The 16,054-nt window shown below is 50.3% G+C and carries 16 protein-coding genes and 2 pseudogenes; 12 read left to right on the forward strand and 6 right to left on the reverse strand.

Translation table 11 applies throughout. The annotated features are described in order from the left end of the window. Positions 1–298, reverse strand: a pseudogene (locus tag LX59_RS13375) (bifunctional aconitate hydratase 2/2-methylisocitrate dehydratase); the annotation flags it as partial. A gap of 420 nt (positions 299–718) precedes the next feature. On the opposite strand from LX59_RS13375, the gene LX59_RS13380 reads away from it, so the two are divergent. From LX59_RS13380 to tcuB, 3 genes are all read left to right on the forward strand, one after another. After that, positions 719–1,642 carry a LysR family transcriptional regulator gene (locus LX59_RS13380; protein ID WP_144572676.1) on the forward strand — a complete coding sequence of 308 codons (924 nt, stop codon included), beginning with the start codon at positions 719–721 and terminating at the stop codon, positions 1,640–1,642. Between the two features lie 130 nt (positions 1,643–1,772). Then, positions 1,773–3,227 (forward strand): FAD-dependent tricarballylate dehydrogenase TcuA, encoded by a 1,455-nt coding sequence (gene tcuA / locus LX59_RS13385; protein WP_144572679.1) that lies wholly within the window; start codon positions 1,773–1,775, stop codon positions 3,225–3,227. Further along, positions 3,214–4,395, forward strand: coding sequence for a tricarballylate utilization 4Fe-4S protein TcuB (gene tcuB, locus LX59_RS13390; RefSeq protein ID WP_144572682.1), 1,182 nt, complete (start codon positions 3,214–3,216; stop codon positions 4,393–4,395). The genes tcuA and tcuB overlap by 14 nt, the downstream gene beginning before the upstream one ends. Before the next feature lie 20 nt (positions 4,396–4,415). Here tcuB and LX59_RS13395 read toward each other — a convergent pair whose 3' ends face one another. Continuing rightward, positions 4,416–5,306, reverse strand: coding sequence for a LysR family transcriptional regulator (locus LX59_RS13395; protein WP_144572684.1), 891 nt, complete (start codon positions 5,304–5,306; stop codon positions 4,416–4,418). Between the two features lie 168 nt (positions 5,307–5,474). Between LX59_RS13395 and LX59_RS13400 the strand changes: the two genes are divergently transcribed. The 7 genes and pseudogenes from LX59_RS13400 (at position 5,475) to LX59_RS16190 (ending at position 12,287) form a co-directional block, all read left to right on the forward strand. Beyond that, positions 5,475–6,560, forward strand: a complete 1,086-nt coding sequence (locus LX59_RS13400; RefSeq protein WP_144572686.1) for a 4-oxalomesaconate tautomerase — start codon at positions 5,475–5,477, stop codon at positions 6,558–6,560. A gap of 159 nt (positions 6,561–6,719) precedes the next feature. Then, the gene (locus LX59_RS13405; RefSeq protein WP_144572689.1) at positions 6,720–8,024 is read left to right on the forward strand and encodes a CitMHS family transporter; all 1,305 of its coding nucleotides are present in this window, start codon (positions 6,720–6,722) and stop codon (positions 8,022–8,024) included. Positions 8,025–8,078: 54 nt separating this feature from the next. Continuing rightward, positions 8,079–8,825, forward strand: coding sequence for a TerC family protein (locus LX59_RS13410; protein WP_144572692.1), 747 nt, complete (start codon positions 8,079–8,081; stop codon positions 8,823–8,825). A gap of 86 nt (positions 8,826–8,911) precedes the next feature. After that, the gene (locus tag LX59_RS13415) at positions 8,912–10,255 is read left to right on the forward strand and encodes an OprD family porin (protein ID WP_144572695.1); all 1,344 of its coding nucleotides are present in this window, start codon (positions 8,912–8,914) and stop codon (positions 10,253–10,255) included. 133 nt (positions 10,256–10,388) lie between these two features. Next, positions 10,389–11,450: an AbrB family transcriptional regulator gene (locus LX59_RS13420; RefSeq protein WP_246118765.1), complete on the forward strand. Its 1,062-nt coding sequence runs from the start codon at positions 10,389–10,391 to the stop codon at positions 11,448–11,450. Positions 11,451–11,575: 125 nt separating this feature from the next. Continuing rightward, positions 11,576–11,695 (forward strand): annotated as a pseudogene (locus LX59_RS13425) (transposase); the annotation flags it as partial. Between the two features lie 157 nt (positions 11,696–11,852). Then, positions 11,853–12,287: a metallophosphoesterase family protein gene (locus LX59_RS16190; RefSeq protein ID WP_170234382.1), complete on the forward strand. Its 435-nt coding sequence runs from the start codon at positions 11,853–11,855 to the stop codon at positions 12,285–12,287. Here LX59_RS16190 and LX59_RS13435 read toward each other — a convergent pair. Together LX59_RS13435 and LX59_RS13440 are read right to left on the reverse strand one after the other, a co-directional pair. Further along, complete coding sequence (locus tag LX59_RS13435) at positions 12,237–12,887, reverse strand: hypothetical protein (protein WP_144572701.1); 651 nt, start codon at positions 12,885–12,887, stop codon at positions 12,237–12,239. The two genes, LX59_RS16190 and LX59_RS13435, sit on opposite strands and share 51 nt — an antisense overlap. 140 nt (positions 12,888–13,027) lie before the next feature. Continuing rightward, the gene (locus tag LX59_RS13440; protein ID WP_144572703.1) at positions 13,028–13,432 is read right to left on the reverse strand and encodes a 5-fold beta-flower protein; all 405 of its coding nucleotides are present in this window, start codon (positions 13,430–13,432) and stop codon (positions 13,028–13,030) included. A 455-nt stretch (positions 13,433–13,887) separates the two neighbouring features. Between LX59_RS13440 and LX59_RS15755 the strand changes: the two genes are divergently transcribed. Both LX59_RS15755 and LX59_RS13450 read left to right on the forward strand, forming a co-directional pair. Next, positions 13,888–14,073, forward strand: coding sequence for a hypothetical protein (locus LX59_RS15755; protein ID WP_211354859.1), 186 nt, complete (start codon positions 13,888–13,890; stop codon positions 14,071–14,073). A 180-nt stretch (positions 14,074–14,253) separates the two neighbouring features. Next, the gene (locus tag LX59_RS13450) at positions 14,254–14,571 is read left to right on the forward strand and encodes a TonB-dependent receptor (protein ID WP_246118766.1); all 318 of its coding nucleotides are present in this window, start codon (positions 14,254–14,256) and stop codon (positions 14,569–14,571) included. Positions 14,572–14,705: 134 nt separating this feature from the next. Here the strand turns inward: LX59_RS13450 and LX59_RS13455 are convergent, their stop codons facing one another. Together LX59_RS13455 and LX59_RS13460 are read right to left on the reverse strand one after the other, a co-directional pair. After that, on the reverse strand, positions 14,706–15,410 hold the full coding sequence (locus LX59_RS13455; protein WP_144572706.1) for an anti-sigma factor family protein: 705 nt from the start codon (positions 15,408–15,410) through the stop codon (positions 14,706–14,708). Further along, a complete protein-coding gene (locus tag LX59_RS13460) occupies positions 15,407–15,925 on the reverse strand; it encodes a sigma-70 family RNA polymerase sigma factor (protein WP_144572709.1) in 519 nt (172 codons plus the stop codon). The genes LX59_RS13455 and LX59_RS13460 overlap by 4 nt, the downstream gene beginning before the upstream one ends. Positions 15,926–16,054: the final 129 nt, after the last annotated feature.

Below are 16,054 nucleotides of genomic sequence, written 5' to 3' on the forward strand. Positions count from 1 at the left end.
CAATGTTGTAACCACCTTGCATGCTACCCAGCAGCTCAGTGGCACGCGCTTTGGTGATTAGAGGAGAGGTGGCTTCGCCTTTAACGATGGCGGTCAGGAAACCGGCCTTAACGTAGGCAGCCTCATCAACCCCCGGGGGTACGCGGTTAGTAATCAGGTCAACTAGGAAGTTTTCTTCGCCGGCCGGCGGGTTTTTCAACAGATCGACTAGGCCAGCGGTTTGTTCGGCGTTCAGCGGCTGGGGCACGATACCCAGTGCGGCACGTTCTTCTACGTGTTTGCGGTAGGCTTCAAGCACAGTTTTTCCCTCATCAATGGTCCCATGCAAGAGGCAAGGACTCTTTCTTAGGAGTTTTCACACGCAAACACTTTGGCCATTTTTTATTAGCAACCTAGCCACAGTGAAGGCGCTGCCACTCCAGAAGCTATTTTCAAAGTTTTAGGACATGAGATTTCTGGAGCGTTCTATCGGATTAAACCTACTTTGAAAGTAGCCTCGATTAGGTAATGCAGTCATATAAGAAATAAGCTAGTGAGCTGTAGTTTTTATTACGAATGGTTAATTTTTGGTAAAAGAATCACACAGAAATAAAAATGTTTCAAATGCAAAAATTATTACTATTATTTCTTTGGTGTTATTAATTGGGGGGGGTAACTGAGGCTAGCTTATAGCCCTATGTTGCTTCTATTCACAACAACTTACCCAGCAGGATGCTCAATGGAGCTCAGGCAGTTACGTTATTTCGTTAAAGTAGTTGAATTGAGAAGTTTGGGACGGGCCGCATTGGAGTTAGATGTTGGTACTTCAGCTCTGAGCCAACAGATTGCCAAACTAGAAAGTGAGCTATGTACTCGGCTATTGAATCGCAGCTCCACGGGTGTGACTCCAACGAATGCGGGGCTGGCTTTCTTTCATCATGCACAGCTGACTCTACGCCATGCTGAGAATGCTGTGCAGGCTGCGCTCCGTGATCGTATGAGCGGTTATGTTAGTTTAGGGTTGGCACCGACTACCGCTAGTGTTCTAGCGCTTCCGCTTATAGAGGCAATGCGAGAGCGTTATCCAGATATCCAACTGCACTTAGTGGAGATGTTATCTGGTCATCTGGCCAGTCAACTCAATACCCGGCAATTAGATCTCGCAGTGGTATTTCAGAGCGACATAGCTAAGCGTTGGAGTGTGATGCCACTGCTTGACGAACAACTGTTCCTCATTCATTCCAAAACATACCTTGCCCCATCGAACGAGAACTTAAGGCTGGCCGATCTTAGAGATTTGCCACTGGTCTTACCAAGTGTGCAGCATGGCTTGCGCACTCGTTTGATGGCTGCTTTTGAAAGTGCCAAAGTTATCCCCAATGTGATCATGGAAATAGATGGCCTTGCGACCCTTATGGATGTTGTTCGGGCTGGATACGCAGCAACCATACAGCCGGGAGCGGCGGCGGCATACTCAGGTAAGGTTGGACTCTGTTTTACACCCATTGTTGATGCTCATGTAAGTCGGCGTAATTGGCTCGTCAGTTTGTCAGATGATGAACTATCACCAGCAGCTTTAGCGACACGGGTAACGGTCTCCCATATTGCTCGCGAACTAGTACGCGCTGGAAGTTGGCCAGGGGCTAGCCTACTGGCTTCTTAGTTCTAGGTGTTTAGTTTTGCTAAACACCTACCGCGTAAACTGGCCTATCGAGGCTATCCCTATCTGATTACTGTGCCCTCCAGTGGAGAGAAGCTCTTTTGTTTTGCTTACTCTCCGAGGAGAAAACAAGATGATTGATGTTCTAGTAATCGGTGGTGGAAACGCCGCTCTGTGCGCTGCACTTATGGCCCGCGAAGCAGGTGCCCAAGTCGTTTTGCTAGAGGCTGCACCACGTTGCTGGCGTGGTGGGAACTCTCAACACACTCGAAATTTGCGTTGTATGCATGAGTCACCACAAGACGTACTGGTCGATGCCTATACCGAAGAGGAGTTCTGGCAGGATCTGCTAAAGGTGACGGGGGGGGTGACTGATGAAGGTCTTGCGCGGCGTGTCATCCGTGACTCATCTCATTGTCGGGACTGGATGCGCCACCACGGCGTGCGTTTTCAGCCATCCCTGTCGGGTACGTTGCAGCTAGCGCGCACCAATGCTTTTTTCACCGGTGGCGGCAAAGCCTTGATCAATGCCTACTACCGTAGCGCTGAAGCACTGGGTGTACAGATTCGCTACAACAGTCCAGTGACGGGGATTGAACTAAAGGATAATCGCTTTATCGCCGCACATTTGGCCGCCCGAGAGATTGATGGTGTGCATTGGCCAGCGGAACGCATTGAGGCGCGTAGCTGTGTTTTAGCCGCCGGGGGTTTTGAATCCAACCGCGATTGGCTACGCGAGGCTTGGGGACAAAGCGAGAATGGTGATTGGGCGGCAGATAATTTCCTGATCCGAGGAACTCGCTTTAATACAGGAGTCTTGCTGCGTGCCCTGATTGATGCAGGAGCCGATACCGTCGGCGATCCAACCCAAGCTCATATGGTTGCTATTGATGCCCGTGCGCCACTCTACGACGGTGGGATTTGCACCCGTATTGATTGCGTATCTCTGGGCGTGGTGGTTAATCGTGAGGGTCGTCGTTTCTACGATGAAGGCGAGGATTTCTGGCCCAAGCGTTATGCGATCTGGGGGCGCTTAGTGGCACAGCAACCCGGCCAAGTAGGTTACTCCATCATCGACCGCAAGGCCGTCGGGCGCTTCATGCCACCCGTATTTCCCGGCACTTCTGCGAATAGCCTCAGCGAACTGGCTCACCGGCTGGGCTTGCCTGAAGCTGCATTTGTCGAGACGGTTGAAGCTTATAACCAAGCCTGTCGAGTCGGTACTTTCGACCATACGGCGCTGGATGACTGCCGTACCGAGGGCCTTGTACCGGCTAAGACTCACTGGGCTCGGCCAATCGACACGCCTCCCTTCTACGGCTATCCGCTGCGACCCGGCGTAACTTTCACCTACCTTGGTCTCAGGACAGACGAGACAGCCGCTGTGCATTTCTCCGGAAAACCCAGCCCGAACCTTTTCGTCGCCGGAGAAATGATGGCGGGCAATGTGCTTGGCAAGGGCTACACCGCAGGGGTTGGCATGAGTATCGGCACAGCATTTGGCCGGATTGCTGGTAGTCAGGCTGCCGCCGCATCCGGCCATCAACCAACTTCCATGACGGTAGGACAAGATCATGCAATCGCTTAATCCAGAGGTACAAGTGCCCATTTCTGCCAACTGTGCCCATCAGTCGATCCCGGTACTTAATATCGCCACAGTGGAAGTTGATCGGCAGCTGCACATTTGCAACGCCTGCCGCTATTGCGAAGGGTTTTGTGCCGTGTTCCCAGCCATGACTCGGCGCCTTGAGTTCAATCAAGCCGATATCCATTACCTAGCTAATCTCTGCCATAACTGCGGTGCCTGCCTACATGCTTGTCAGTACGCCGAACCTCACGAATTTGCCGTGAATATTCCACAGGCAATGGCCAAGGTACGTCGAGATACTTATGCTGAATATACTTGGCCGCCGGCACTAGGGCAGCTCTATCGACGCAATGGGCTGACGCTGGCACTGGCCACTGCGGCGGGTCTAGGATTTTTCTTAGTACTGGTATTGGCTATCAAAGGCACTTTGTTTCCCGGCCCGCTGGCAGGTAACTTCTACGCAATCTTTCCTCATGACCTGCTAGCACTGATGTTTGGCGTAGTCTTTGCCTTCGTCGTTTTAGCGCTCGGCATGGCTGTGTGGCGTTTCTGGCGGGAGGTTTCGCCGCCTTCAGAAGAGCCGATACAAATGGGAGCAGCCGCGCTTGAGGCTTCGGAGGCTGTGTTACGCCTGAAGTACCTTGATGGCGGACATGGCGAGGGCTGCAATGAGGAAAGCGACCGCTTCACCCTTTGGCGACGGTACTTCCATCACTGTACTTTCTACGGTTTCCTGCTGTGCTTTGCTGCTACTTCTGTCGCTACGCTGTACCACTTCATACTGAAGTTGGAGGCACCTTATCCCCTAACGAGTCTACCAGTTCTGTTAGGGACGGCCGGTGGTCTTGGGCTACTGGTTGGCCCCACCGGCCTCTTATGGCTGCACTGGCGTCGCCATCCAAAGCATGGTGATAGCGATCAGCGTCCTATGGATTATGGCTTCATCGCGCTCTTGCTGCTGGTTAGCCTTAGTGGTTTAGCCCTGTTGGCGGGTCGAGATACTGGCAGTATGGCGTTGCTACTGGCGTTGCACTTGGGTGCGGTCATGGCCTTTTTCCTAACGATGCCCTACAGCAAGTTTATTCATGGATTCTTTCGCAGTGCTGCCTTGTTGAAGTTCGCCTCCGAGAGACGCCAGCCCGACCGAGTGCGGATGGGCGGCGAATAAGTACAGCCTGTTGTGACGAGTCATTGTGGCCACTGTTGCAGCAGAATGGAGACAAACTTATCTGCCGCTGGTGACAGTGAAGCGCCGCGACGGCGAACTAAGCCCAAGCTGCGATTCACGACGGGCTCAATCAGTGGAACGCTGACTAAGGTTGGGTGATCGGCGGTAGGCATGGCCAGACTGGGGACAGCAGAAACCCCCAATCCAGCCTCAACCATACCAAGTGAGGTCGATAGATGCTGGACTTCGTAAAACCACTTGGGTCGCCAGCCCAAGCCAGCTAAAGCATGGTCGAGCAGCATACGGTTGCCACTTAGGCGGCCCACGCCGATCAAGCGATAGTCGGCCAGTTCAGCCCAGCGTATCGACTCTCGCATTGCTAAGGGATGGTCACGGCGGCAAGCCAAGACAAAAGGCTCGTTGACCAAGGATAAGAATTCGATGTCGGGATGCTGTCCGCTCATCATGTTGATACCGAAGTCAGCTTCACCACGCAAAACAGCTTCAAGCCCTTCGTTGGCGCTGAGGTCAAGCAGACGGATGCGAATCTTTGGGTACTGTTTGTTGTACAGACGGATGACCGAGGGTAGGAAGTAGAAGGCGGCGGTAGGGATACAGGCTAGGGTGACTTGGCCGGTCTGACGTTCGGCGAGTTCACGGATGCTCATGATGGAGTCATCAAGATCATCCAGAACCCGCCGTGCTTTGGGTAGGAAGTCACGTCCTACGCTTGTCAGGCTAACCCGTCGAGTAGTGCGGTCGAGCAACGGGGTGCCCAGCCCTTGCTCAAGTTTTTTGATCCGTCGCGTTAGCGCTGGCTGGGATAGATGCAGGACTTCGGCAGCCTCATGAAAGCTACCTAGTTCGGCGATTTTAACGAAAGATCTGATGTCTTGGAGATCATATTCCATGATTTATCGGTACTCATGTGCTGTGAGTGCTGTTGTGAATGATCGCTCAGTTTAATAACAAAAAAGGAATAATTACTCTGATTTTTGCATTGGAAACATTTTTATTTTCGTGTGAATCTTTTATCAAAAGCATCAATAGAAGTAATTGATAAACAGGAGTTAGTAATTATGCAGCATATTCCCTGCGTACTAATGCGTGGTGGTACTTCCAAAGGTCCGGTATTTCTAGCTAGTGACTTGCCTAGCTCGCCCCAAGAACGTGATGAGCTATTGTTGACGATTATGGGCTCCGGCCACGAGCTGGAAATTGATGGTATCGGTGGTGGAAGTCCACAAACGAGTAAGGTTGCCATTGTCAGCTCTTCTGAGCATCCTGATGCTGATGTGGATTACCTATTCGTCCAAGTGATGGTGTCCCAACGCCGCGTGGATACTGCGCCCAACTGCGGCAATATGCTCTGTGCTGTAGGCCCCTTTGCTGTAGAGCAAGGGCTTGTTCCAGTCACTGGCGCAGTAACTCGGGTACGCATTCGCAACCTTAACACCAACACCTTTGTGGATTCAGAAGTACAAACCCCTGACGGTAAAGTTTGCTACGAGGGTGATACCTCCATTGATGGTGTGCCTGGTACGGCCGCACCGGTCAAACTGACCTTTCTTAATGCTGCGGGCAGTAAGACCGGCAAGCTATTCCCCACCGGCCAAGTACTCGACTGGTTTGACGATATCCCGGTGACTTGCATTGACATGGCCATGCCCATGCTGATCGTTGAGGCCCGCTGGCTGGGCAAGCAAGGTGATGAGAGTCCCGCTGAACTGGATGCTGATCAAGATTTCCTGCGTCGTCTGGAGGTTTTGCGCCTGCGGGCTGGTATGGCCATGGGGCTTGGTGATGTAAGCGATAAAGTAATTCCTAAGCCGGTGCTCGTTTCACCGCCCAAGGCGGGTGGCACTCTTCAGGTTCGTTATTTCATGCCCAGCTCCTGCCATCGATCATTGGCCATCACAGGGTCAATTGGGTTGGCAACTGCTTGTGTCAGCGAGGGTAGTGTGATTGCTCAGATGCTGGGTGAGGGTGAGTGCTTGCTTGCGTTGGATCAAGTGCGTTTAGAACACCCGAGCGGTGCTATTGAGGTTGCATTAACGCGTACTGGTGCCGATGGCAAGACTATCCGCGCCGCAGTGATCCGTACTGCACGCCGGCTGTTCTTCGGTGAAGTTTGTGTGCCCGCTGTGCAACGGCTAGCCAGTTGATAAGGAGGCCTTACACACGCAGGCGATCTGCCAGCCTATAGACATCATTCGGACAGCCGCTCTGGCACTAGGATAGTTGTACCACCCAGCAGGAAATGGAGTTTCCGCATTCGTATTGCGCAAATATCGACCTAAAAACAACTACAAGAGAATCCACTTATGCTCGCTCTGCTCGGTCTTGCAATGGTGATTGTATTCACCGTCCTCATCATGACCAAACGTTTGTCTCCCATTGTTGCACTGACTGTAGTACCCATCATCTTTGCTCTGATCGGTGGTTTTGGAGGCAGTCTTGGCAAGATGATGTTAGATGGACTTAAGATGGTAGCCCCCTCGGCTGCCCTACTACTGTTCGCCATTCTGTTCTTCGGCATCCTCATTGATGCTGGCCTATTTGACCCGCTGATCCGCCGCATTCTTAAAGTGGTTAACGGCGATCCAGTAAAGATTGCCATGGGTACTGCACTGCTCTCGCTACTGGTTGCCCTAGACGGTGATGGTACCACCACCTACATGATCACCTGCGCTGCCATGCTGCCACTGTACAAGCGTATTGGCATGAATCCGATGATTCTGGCAACCCTTGCCATGCTTTCTTTAAGCATCATGAGTGGTATGTCACCCTGGGGTGGCCCCGCCACCCGAGCTATCGCTGTACTTGGTCTTGATGCTGGTGAGTTTTTTGTACCACTGCTGCCCACTGTTCTTGGTGGGGCGGTTTGGGTGGTATTCGTGGCTTGGATGCTTGGGCGCGGCGAACGCAAGCGGGTCGGCAGTGTTGTCCTAGAGTCTGGCGGTAGTAATTGCTATATCGAGAAAATCCTTGGCGATAGTGCTCATAAGCGACCTCACTTGGCTTGGTTGAATCTACTGTTGGTGGCTGCCGTTATGGTGGCTTTGGTGATGGGAGTAATGCACTCGGCTGTGCTGTTTTTGATCGGTTTCGTAGTTGCGCTGATGCTCAACTACCCTAATTTAGAACAGCAGAGGGAGCGGATTTTGGCCCATGCGGGCAATGCCATGACGGTGGTATTACTGGTATTTGCCGCTGGGGTGTTCGCCGGCATCTTCTCCGGCACCAATATGGTCGATGCCCTAGCTAAAGGGATGGTAGACATGATTCCAGCAGAATGGGGGAGCTTCTTCCCGCTGGTAGTAGCTATCACTAGTATGCCGCTGACCTTTGTACTCTCTAATGATGCTTATTACTTCGGTGTAGTACCAATCCTCGCCAATGCCGCCGCCGCTTACGGTATTGATCCAGTGGAAATTGCCCGTGCCTCGGTGCTTGGCCAACCGGTACATCTGATGAGCCCGTTGGTAGCTTCAACTCTGCTGCTGGTAGGCATGGTTGGCCGCGATATCGGCGAGTTCCAGAAGGCTACCGTTAAATGGGCCGTTCTTACTTCGCTGGTGATCACAGTCCTCGCTCTGATCACTGGAGCCATGAGCTTCATCGCCTAACCTCTGAGCGGCCGGAACATCCGGCCGCTTAACCTACAATGTAAGGATCTTCTTATGGATTGGCTGACGAACCCAGAGATCTGGGTTGCCTTTTTTACCCTGACTGCGCTAGAGATTGTGCTTGGCATCGACAACATCATTATGATCTCTATTCTTGTCAGTCGTATGCCGAAGGAGATGCAGTCTCGTACCCGACTGTTCGGCCTAGCACTCGCGATGGTCACTCGTATTCTCCTGCTGTTGTCGATCTCCTGGGTGATGGGCCTGACCGCTGATCTTTTCCAACTGTTCGGCCAAGGTATCTCTGGGCGTGATTTGATCCTATTTTTTGGTGGCTTGTTTCTGCTGTGGAAGAGTAGTAGCGAGATCTACTACAGCTTAGAAGGTGTGGACGAAACAAACGAAACACCTAGTGGTGGTGGTCAGTTTATCGGCACCATCATCCAGATCGCCATCATCGATATCGTGTTTTCTCTGGACTCAGTGATCACTGCTGTCGGTATGGTCTCTCAAGTGCCTGTAATGGTCGCTGCGATTATTGTCGCCGTGCTGGTGATGATGCTTGCCTCTGGCACTATCAGCGAATTCATCGACAAGCATCCTAGCCTCAAGCTGTTGGCTCTATCGTTCCTAATCGTGGTCGGTACCGTACTGATCGCCGAGAGCTTTGGAGTGCATGTGCCTAAGGGCTATGTCTACTTTGCTATGGCTTTTTCACTGGCGGTGGAGGCACTGAACATTCGTCTACGTCGTGCGCGGGCGGAGCCAGTGCACTTGAGCCGAGATATCCCCGGCCAGTAGGTAAGAAGCATTATCAGCCGTGCACTCGATTATGGAGGCGCACGGCAACCCCGTGGCACCCCATAAAAATAAGAGGTAGTGTTGTTATGTACAAGTATCTTTCCAGTGGTTTAGCTGCATCCTGTCTGAGCCTATTACCTGTTGGCTCCGCTTTTGCGCAAGGTTTTTTCGAGGATAGTAAAGCCTCACTTAATCTGCGCAATTTCTACATTAACCAAGATGTCCGCAATGAGGATCGCGGGCGGGTGGAGGAATGGGGCCAAGCTTTCATCTTGGACTATAAGTCCGGCTTCACCGAGGGGCCGGTCGGCTTTGGCCTTGATCTGCTGGGCCAGTATGCTCTTCGTTTAGATGCCGGTGGTGATGCAGACAAACCGATTAGTGAGATTGATCGCCGCCCAGGTTCGGTCTTTCCGCTGGAAAGCAACGGTAAGGCAAGGCGCGACTTCGGTCGTCTCGGGGTGACTGCCAAACTTCGCTTCTCTGAGACGGTCGCGCATGTTGGCACACTATTACCCAAGTTACCGGTGGTAACTTATAGCGATGGCCGCCTGTTACCACAAACCTTTGAGGGGGCACAGATTACCTCTAATGAAATTAAGAACTTAACTCTTATCGCCGGTAAGCTGGAGCATTCCACAGATCGTAACTCCAGCAATAGTGATAGCTTATCCATCGCCGGAGCTAACAGTGGTAGTAAGGCTCAGTTCAGCAACGAATTCTACTACGGTGGCGCCGATTACAAAGTCAGTAAGAATTTATTATTACAGTACTATTACGGCAATCTACGCGACTTTTATAAGCAGCACTTCCTCGGTTTAGTACACACTTGGCAACTACCGGTTGGCACGTTGAAGACTGACCTACGTTACTTTGATAGTGATTCTGACGGTAAAAACTCCAGTGCGTCGGGACGGGCTGAAGGCTACGTCAGCAGTGGCTACTGGGGGAGCGGCTCTTCAAGCAGAGGTGAGGTCGACAATCGTCTATGGAGTGCTCTGTTTACCTACAGCTTGAACGGCCATGCACTGAGTGCTGGTTATCAGAAGATTACGGGTAACAGCGATTTCCCCCATATAAACCAGGGCAATGGACGTGTGCCGTACCTAATTACTAATGCGCAGATGAATAAGTTTACCAGCGCAGGAGAGAATACTTGGGTAGCTGGCTACGCCTATGACTTTGCTAGAGTTGGCATTCCAGGCTTGAAAGCCAGTCTGACTTACTACAGCGGTGACAATATTGATGCCGCCCGTAGCGACCGCCGTGAGTGGGAACGCGACTTTCGAGTTGACTACGTACTACAGTCGGGCTTGTTTAAGGGAGTGGGCCTGACTTGGCGTAACGCCATGTGGCGGGGTAACGATGAAGGTCAGCGGGATCAGGATGAGAACCGTTTGATCGTCAACTACAGTGTTCCTTTACTTTGAGGAGCAGAAATAAGTAGCTGAGGCCGCCGCGCTGAGGCTGTTTCAACAGTCTCAGCGCTGATCTTCCAAGTAGCAGATCCTATCCAGTTGTTTAATGGGGGGATTCCATTCTCTACAAGGCCGTTATGTGACCATTAAATCTTCTCTGACTCCAAAAAATCTGCTTGCACGCTGTAAACCCTGGATACTTAGCCCGTTAGTGGGAGCCCTCGGTGGTGGTTGCGCTCAATTGCTTGGCTGGCCACTACCTTGGATGATCGGTGCACTAGTCAGCGTGGCTGCACTGCGCTGCTTGGGCTGCCTGACCTCTCCTATGCCCTATGGCATTAAGGTCGGTCAGTGGATTATAGCCACTGGGATCGGTCTGCACTTCAACCAAACAGTGCTTGAGCAGATTCTTGGCCATCTTGGCTTAGTGCTGGTCGGTACTTTGCTGACCGTGTTCACCTGCGTCATTGGCATTATTTTGCATCGGCATTACGGAGAAAGTTTTGCTACTGCCTACTTTGCCAGTATGCCTGGTGGTGCTAGCGAGATGGTCAATTTAGGCCGACCCCATGGCGCAGAGTTACAGCATGTAGCGGCCAGCCATAGCTTGCGTATGATGCTAGTGTTGGTGGGTATTCCTAGCGTCTATACTTGGCTATTCGCTGGTGAGCAGGCGATTATCGCCCCTTTGTCTAATCCCGATGTTGGGTGGTTAGTTCTACTATTCGTTTGTGGCGGTCTAGTTGCACTGGTCTTTCAGCACTGGCGACTACCCAATGCTTGGCAACTTGGTGCCCTCCTAGTCAGCAGCCTATTTAGTATTAACTTCAATTTGCACATCAGTTTGCCAGACGGCGCTGGCGAAGTTGGCCAATGGTTGTTGGGCAGTAGCTTAGGCTGTCACTTCGAGCGTTCGTTTTTTCGTCGTGCTCCAGCGTTTATGTTGCGTACCTTGCTGGCGACAGTCGCAGCAGTTTTTCTGGTGGTTCCTATTGCTCTGTTAATGAGCTGGATTTCTAGTTTGGACATGAGAACTTTGGTACTTGGTATGGTGCCCGGCGGGATCGCTGAGATGAGTCTTATCGCTGAAGCACTTGGCTTATTAGTACCTTTAGTCACTGCTATGCAGGTGCTACGTTTGCTGCTAGTACTATTTTTAGCAGAGCCTGTGTTTCGCTTTTGGCAAAGTTGCTTAAGAGAGAAATAGTAACTAGGTTAGTTACAACGATCGGTTAATCTCCCAATTACTGGAAGACAAGCTCCGGGTAATCCCCCAAAAATTAGCAGACGCCAAAAGTGGAATTTTCTCGTAATCTTATTTGAGGAGGTTCTATGAAGAAATCTCGTTTCACTGATAGCCAGATCATTGCAGTGCTCAAACAAGCTGAAGAAGGCACGCCCGTGCCAAAGCTATGTCGTGAGCACACCATGAGCTCTGCAACCTTCTATAAATTAGGATATTGGCAAAACCAAGGAGTTGGCTTTGCTTATAGTTCATTTGTCAGATATTCACTTCCGCAAATCCGAGATCGGCACAACACAAGACCCGAATTTCCACCTGAGGAACGAGTTGGTCTGAGACGTAGAGCGTCAATGCCAACAGCTGGGAGTGCCGGATGCAATCATCGTATCAGGTGACATTGCTTTCGCTGGCGCCCCAGATGAGTTCGCCTTTGCTACGGAGTGGCTCACTAAGCTCTGTGAAGCCTGCAGATGTTCATTGGAGTCCGTTTTCGTTGTTCCTGGTAACCATGACGTAGTACGGGAGCGGGCAGGGCGTAATCTTGTCCAACTGATCTACCGTCAAATCAAGCAGTCGGATACCCGTTCTCTGAGATTTCAAATCAATTGGGAGACCCAGATGCAAGACGCCTACTTTATGAAGGACTGGATAATTACAATCAATTTGCGCTGCAGTTTTTCTGCAACTTACTGCCACCCGAAAGGACACGAGCTACGCGCGACCTCAAACTCAATGACGGATAAGAAATACTCAAATTGGTTTAGCGAAAACCCAAATTCCAATATTTTTATCAATTATTGATGAAAACTTTATCTTTCCATAAGTTAACTCTTGACCCTTGAGAAGATCGGGTATTTTTTCAAAAACAACCTTTTGTTCGACACTTATATTAGCTGCTGTTAATGCAGCGCTCACCATGACAGCAAACTCAAGAGGAGGTAGGTTATGTTTGCTAAGAATATTTAGATCGAATAAATTTCCTGTCGTTTTTGATATTGTTCCTGTTATAAATACATTTTGATCAATATTCGCACTGAAGCTATTTTTTGATGCTCCTGTTGTAAGTTTTTTATCCATTATCCGATGGTGTTGACTAAATGGCTGAAGTATTTTGTCTAGCCGATAAAAATAGGTGTCGGCATCCATTTCGAGAGACTTCTCTGATATAGCGGATACCGCTGCAATAGCTTTTTTATTTATTATTTCTTCAGATGATGGTTCTATATTATCTTTTGATAAAGCTGTAACCAATAAAGTTATTCCTGCGAAGCTGCCAAAACTAAATCCTACAAAATTTCTAAGTAACCAACCTCGCCCATTATTTTTTAAACGATTGGTGATCCACCACCAAATTAATGCACATAATGCGATAGAACTAAAGAGGATAATTAAATCCAACATTTGGCTTCCGTTTCCACTAGTTAGTATAAAAGTAACTTTTTGCTGTACAATTTAATTTTTCGGAAAAGAGGAATTTCATTCAGAGACAAATGCTCTCACAGGGAATATTATCATTATATGGTACGTTACAGAATCAAGTTTTAGTTACTGTCGATATGTCCCTCTAACCCTCCGTTTTTGCCATATCTTCTACCCTTCTCGTCAATACGTCCTAAATAACGGGAATTTTCATCGTATATTCTTCCGCCACTGTCGGTACGTCCCTCATAGCCCCCATTTTCATTGTATCTCTTGCCGTTTTCATCGATACGCCCTAAATAGCGGGCATTCTCATCATAAATTCTTCCACTACTGTCGAGACGTCCTAGATAACGTCCGTTTGCATCGTATCTTCTGCCATTATCATCAATACGTCCCAGATAACGAGCATTTTCGCCGTATATTCTTCCGCTGCTATTACCATACTGATCGTAGATATTTGAGTCGGCAGATACCATAGGGATATTAAGCAACAGCAAGCTTACGATAGATATAAATTTTTTCATGATAAACCTTTTAAAATAGCGCTACCAGCTGCCTATCTTCATATAAGCAAAATACTTAACTATCCACACTACTAACGTAAATATTGTCAATCTTAACAATGAAACCCAGATATTTCTCATATCACCCTGTATTAGACAACATCCCATGCATAAGTTTTCATGAGAGTTAACAATTTTTAGGTGGCTGCTTCCCACTTTAATTGGGTGAGGAGCACTGTAATGACCCACTGAAAACCTGCTCACGTCATAATCAAGGGAGCAGACGATGAGCATGAAGATGGAAGACGAGATCAATCTATCCCTCGCCGCACGGTTTATTACCGGCCGATCAAGGGAGCTCCCCAAGTAGATTCGAAGTGTGCTGCCCCTATCAAAGCCCTAATCGAGACCTCGCCTTCGTTTGGCGCCCACCTACTGGGCTTCAATAAGAACACCGTACAGCGGGTATCCAGCTCATGAGTTGGCATCTGTCACGTACCGGTAAGGCCACCACAGCGGCAAGTACTCTGGAGCATGCTCTGATAGCCTGTTTCGGTACACTGGAGTGTGTTCCGGCCAGCTTTTTGCTGCGTTCTGACAATGGGCTGGTCTTCACTTCACGCCACTACACCAGCTTGGTGCGTAGCTATGGCTTGAGGTAGGAGTTCATTACTCCGCACTGTCCGCAGCAGAATGCGGGTCATCCGTACACTCAAGGAGCAATGCGTGCATCGCCAACGCTTTGAGAGTTTACAGCATGCCAGCCTAGCTTAGGCTCGAGGCAAAACAGCACGGAGATCGTCCACTCCCACAAATTCCCCCCCTTAGAGGCTTGCTTAGGCATCAATTATGAGCAACAAACTTGGAGTACAGGTGCACTTTGGCGAATAGTAGCCCGACAAAGTCGCACAGCTGAAGGCCAAGGCAACGTAGTAGGGCGGGATTTTGGGGATAGTGATGGCTTTGGCGTTCTATCGCTAAATGCTGCCTATCGTCTAAATACCCATTTCAAAGTGAGTACTGGCGTAGATAACGTATTAGATAAAACTTACAGTGAACACCTGAACTTGGCCGGTAATGCAGGTTTTGATCTAGCTGCTGATGAGCGCATTAACGAAGCTGGTCGCTTGTGGTGGCTAAGGTTTGATGTGAGTCTCTAAAAGTGAGTACGGATTATCGTTTACACTCCTGTAAACGATAATTTAATAATGCATCGTGCCTACCTCTGCAGGTAAATAACTCCAAATAGAGATTCTGAGCTTGGGGTGGCTGCTTATCCTGCCCATGCCTTTCTTTAACGTGGCCAAGCCTCCGCTAATCCTGTTAACGCATAGTGGTAAGACTGACCCGGCCAATAGCGTGTGACGAGCGCTCCATCGTGACGCTCACCTGCTGTTTTCATCCGCTGTCCCGGTGGACGGATGTACAACATCAGTGGTTGACCTTGGGCATTTTGATAAAGGACAAGTGCCGCTGGCCCTGCCTCAGTAACCAGCCAGCGTCCCAACACCGGTTTAATGCCTTGCGCTGCAAAATTCGGAAGTTCAGGCGGACTAGTTAAACGGCTGTTCAGCCAAACAAGAATATCCGAAGCCTGTTGAAAGCGAATATCAGGAACAGTGTCTGCATTAGCAAACACTCGGTAGGCTTGCACCGCATCGTCCATTGGCAAACCATGCTCAGGCGTTGGAGACAGCCAGCCAAACCAAACCGTGCTTACCATGAGTATCAGTAACACGGCCGTTTGTGCCTGCCGCTGCCAACGGCGGCGCTGTAAGGCATGCCGTATACGGCGCGGTTCCAGGGGATCATTAAATAGAGGACTGGCTGAACCGGCTAAGGCCGCCCGCAAGCGCCGCTGTTCTTGGCGCAGATACTCCACCTCTTGGGCTAAGGCCGGGGTCTGAGCCAAAACTTGCTCCAGTCGCTGGCGCGAGTCAGGGTCAAGTTGATTGTCTACGTAAGCATGGAGCTCAAGGTCATCAATAGGAAGGGTCATTGATGTTTCCTCAGCGCGATTGACGGGGCCGAGCCTTCCTCTAACTGACGCAGCGCTTGACGGGCACGGGACAGTCGGGACATGACCGTACCCAGCGGAATATCCAAAGCCTCGCTGGCCTGCTGGTAGCTGAAGCCCTCCACCGTCACCAGCAAGAGCAATGCCCGTTGCTCAGGTTTCAGGGTTCCAAAAGCCTCTAGGGTGGATTGCGCCATCCACTGAGCCTCAGGAGAGTTATCCGTCTCTGTTTGAGCCTGCTCACCAAACAAGGCTAACAGGCGTGCATAGCGTTTGGCCCAACGTTGGCTGTCTAAAAACTGCCGATACAGAATGCGGAACATCCAAGCCTGCCACTGGGTTTCTGGGCGTTTACTGTGAGCTTTGCGGAGGGCGCGCTCCAGCGTATTTTGCACTAAATCATCCGCAGCACTGGCATTGCGGGTCAACCAGTAGGCGAAACGGCGCAAACGAGGCAGTAACTCTCGCAACTGTGCATCGGTTAGGTCTTGGCTCATGGCAAGGCATCTCAAAGGCTGCTGCGGGAAAGACGCTTTTATCCAATGCTTTATTCCCAAGTGCTTAAAAAATATATTTGGGAATAAACAACAGAATCAGACGTCCTGCATACATCCTGTTCTTTGGAA

Origin of the sequence: Azomonas agilis, assembly GCF_007830255.1 — a bacterium.
GTDB classification, from domain to species: Bacteria; Pseudomonadota; Gammaproteobacteria; order Pseudomonadales; family Pseudomonadaceae; genus Azomonas; species Azomonas agilis.